This is a genomic window from Faecalibacterium sp. Marseille-Q4137 (genome assembly GCF_017377535.1).
In the GTDB taxonomy this organism is placed as follows: Bacteria; Bacillota; Clostridia; order Oscillospirales; family Ruminococcaceae; genus Faecalibacterium; species Faecalibacterium duncaniae.
The window spans coordinates 25,012-28,701 of sequence record NZ_JAFREK010000036.1 but is presented as its reverse complement, the minus strand read 5'-3'; the positions used below and the strand labels follow the sequence as shown (position 1 = coordinate 28,701).

The window sequence follows — 3,690 nt, the reverse complement described above, 5'->3', positions numbered from 1 at the left end:
GAGCACCTGACTGTTAATCAGGGTGTCGCCTGTTCGAGTCAGGCAAGAGGCGCCATTAAGCGGCGAGGGCAACTTCGCCGCTTGTTTTTTAACCGGGTGTTGTAACCAATCTGAGACTTTTTTCACAAAATCTTCAAAATTAATGGTTTCTTAAAAAATGTCCTCTTGAAGATGCTGTCAGATTGTGGTATACTACACCCAAACCTTGGAACAGTTTTTAAACGTTCTGTGGTGATTGACTCAGATCAAAGGGTAGGCGCTCCCTTCTTTTGATAGCAGCGGACTTCTGCTTTGCCCTGGTTCTCCGCAGGGCAGGGCAAAGCAGAAGGCTATGCGCTGTTAAACCGGAGTGCAAAAAGAAAACCTTTTTCATTTGTCAGACCTACGGTCAAAACAACAGCAAACTGGGGCTTGTGCAAACAGACCGGGTGTGCTAGAATAAAAGCCGTAGTTTTGAAATAGACACAGTACATTGAAAAAGAGATCGTTTGCTTTTGGTTGTCGGTCTCTTGTAAAGGAAACATCGTATGCGTTATACCTATGTGCGGCAGCACGATTCTACGGACTGCGCGGCCGCTTCGCTCGCAATGGTGTGCCTCCATTACAAAAAGGAAATCACCATCACCCGCCTGCGGGATATGATGGGAACCGACATGAAAGGCACGAACCTCGTTGGCCTGCAGAAAGCAGCCAATGAGCTGGGCTTCAGCACGGCGGCTGTCCGTGTTGACCGCGAAAACTTTTTAAGCGATTTCACACTGCCCGCAATTGCGCAGGTCATTACCGACCAAGGCCTGACCCACTTTGTGGTCATCTTCAAAAAGACGACCATCAAGGATGACGATGCCCGCCGCAAGCATGTGGTGCAGGAAGAAGAACGCAAGGCTGATGCAAGCAAAAAGTACAAATGCAAGGATTACGTCGTCATCGGCGACCCTGCAAATGAACTGAAAAAGATCAGTCTGGATGAGTTCTATAAAAACTTCACCGGCGTGCTGCTGCTGCTGAACCCCACAGCGGAGTTCAAGGGTGGCACCGGCAAGCATAAGGTGGAGGGCAAAGAGGAAGCCAAGGCAGCCCGCAACAACATGTTGAAGCGGTACATGGATCTGCTGCTTCCCCAGAAAAAGCTGTTTGCTTACGCTATTCTCAGTTCAGTGATCCTGACACTGATCGGCATCGTGTCCACCGTTTTCAACAAGGCGATCATGGACGAGGTGCTGCCTTATGGGCTGAAAAGTCTGCTCATATCGCTCATTGTCGTGTTCAGTGTGGTCAACCTGACCAGCACGCTGCTCTCGACTGTGAGACAGTGGATCCTGATCTTCCTTTCCATTAAAATCGATATCCCGTTGATGCTGGGCTACTTCGAGCATGTGTATAAACTGCCGATGAAGTTCTTTGCATCCCGTAAGACCGGCGAGATCACCACCCGCTATTCCGATGCAGGCACCATCAAATCGGTGCTGACCAGCATTGCGATGAGCGTGGTCATGGACATTGTGATGGCCGTGGGTACAGGCTTTGTCCTGTTCCGGATGAACTCCTCGCTGTTCTCCATTACCCTGTTTACCACCGTTCTGAGCCTGTTGCTCGTCATCATCTTCAAGCAGCCCTACAAGCGGATCAATGAAGAGACGATGGTGCAGTCGGCCATTCTGAACAGCCAGATGATCGAGAGCCTGCGCGGCATCGAGACCATCAAGTGCAACGCCTGCGAAGAGCGTGAGTTGGAAGCCCTTGAGCGTGAATACATCAAGAGCCTGAAGATCAGCCTGCGTTCCAGCAAGATCAGCACCAGCCAGAGCTTGATCTCCAGCGTGATCATGACCGTGTTGAACATGGTCACCACCTATGTGGGCATCACGCAGGTGCTGAATGGCCAGCTGACGCTGGGCGGCTACATGGCGTTCAGCACCCTTTCGGGCTACTTTACTTCTCCGGTGAGTGAGCTCATTGGTATGCAGATGTCCATTCAGGAGGCTTCCATCTCCATGAAGCGCCTGACGGAGATCATGGATTATGAATCCGAGCAGGACGATACCAGAGAGTACACCGAGATGGAGAGCATGGAGGGCGACATTGAGTTCAAGGATGTCACCTTCCGGTATGGCAACCGCACCCCGGCACTGGACCACATCTCCTTCACCATCCCGCAGGGGAAAAAGGTGGCGCTGGTTGGTTCCTCGGGTTCCGGCAAGTCTACCATCACCAAGCTCCTGCTCAAGTATTACGAGCCGGAGAGCGGCACCATCAGCGTGAATGGCGTTGATCTGGACGAGTACAGCAATGCATCCGTCCGCCGTTGCATTTCTTATGTCCCGCAGAACGTTGAGCTGTTCAGCAAAACGATCTTCGAGAATATCCGCATCTCCCGCCCCGAGGCGACCCTCGATCAGGTACGGGAGGCGGCCAAGAAGGCCGATGCACACGAGTTCATCCGCAAGCTGCCGCTGCAGTACAACACTTATCTGGAGGAAGCCGGCAACGGCCTGTCCGGTGGTGAGAAGCAGCGCATTGCACTGGCCCGTGCGTTCCTGAAGGATTCGAGCCTTTACATCTTTGATGAATCGACCTCCAGCTTGGACTTTGGTACAGAGAATACCATCTTTGATATGATCTATAACCAGCTGGCTGACCGTTCGATGCTGATCGTGGCACACCGCCTTTCCACCATCCGAGACTGTGATCTGATCCTGGTCATGGATCACGGCCAGATCGTGGAGCGCGGCACCCATGACGAGCTGCTGGCAAAGCAGGGCAAGTATTACGAGCTCTGGAACCTGCAGCAGGGCATCTTCCGCCGCAAGAAGGAAGAGCCTGCACCCGTTGCCTCTGCGGCAGTCGTTGAAGAAGACGACGATGGCGAGGCAATGACCTACTAAGTTGCAGCCGAGTGCGCACTCGGTTACATAAATGATCTTTGGATGGATGCGCAGCCGGAAAAAGATCGCTAAAATAAGTTTTTTCATTCATTTGAAGGGAGTAATTCATTATGATGATGCCTGCAAACTACTCTGTTATCGCAGAGAACGAAATGACCTACGTCAACGGTGGCGCTAACTTCATCGACGCTATCGGCGCTGTTACCGCTCCTATCTGGACTCTGGACAACGTTAAGACCTTCAACACCAACATCGTGACTCTGGTTGGCAACACCTTCCTGCAGTCCACCATTGACCGCACCATCGGTGTCCTGTTCAGCGGCAACACCACCTGGAAGGAAGTCGGCAACATCGGCAAGAACCTGTTCGGCACCAATGTTAAGGGCAACCCGATCGAGAAGAACAACTTTGGTGACTATGCTATGAACGCTCTGGGCATTGCTGCTGCTGTCTACAACCTGGGCGTGGCTCCCACCAAGAACACCGTCAAAGAGACCGAAGTTAAGTTCACGGTCTAATCAGATCTGATCTGAAATTATGAAGCGTTGAGGAAACTGCACCGCCCTACTTGTTAGCGCGGGGCAGACAACAATGCCTCGTTATGGTGTGCCAGGAGGCGTGTGCCTCCTGGCACACCTTATTTTTATGTTGCTTATCGCGTTGCGGTAGGCAATTGTGTGTGGTAGAAGATTATGTTTATCCTTACAGGAATGCTCTTTACATAGTGACACTTTATCGCTGTGTGAGTGGCTTACCGTGAGCATCCTCACCCTCTCAGGCGCTTTGCGCCAGCTCTCCCGAAGGG

At 52.0% G+C, this 3,690-nt stretch carries 2 protein-coding genes; both read left to right on the top strand.

Annotated features, from left to right (window positions below; all coding sequences use genetic code 11):
- The first annotated feature begins 527 nt into the window (after positions 1-527).
- The gene (locus J3353_RS12715) at positions 528-2,885 is read left to right on the top strand and encodes a peptidase domain-containing ABC transporter (RefSeq protein ID WP_207684990.1); all 2,358 of its coding nucleotides are present in this window, start codon (positions 528-530) and stop codon (positions 2,883-2,885) included.
- A 110-nt stretch (positions 2,886-2,995) separates the two neighbouring features.
- Positions 2,996-3,403 carry a hypothetical protein gene (locus J3353_RS12710; RefSeq protein WP_207684989.1) on the top strand — a complete coding sequence of 136 codons (408 nt, stop codon included), beginning with the start codon at positions 2,996-2,998 and terminating at the stop codon, positions 3,401-3,403.
- Positions 3,404-3,690: the final 287 nt, after the last annotated feature.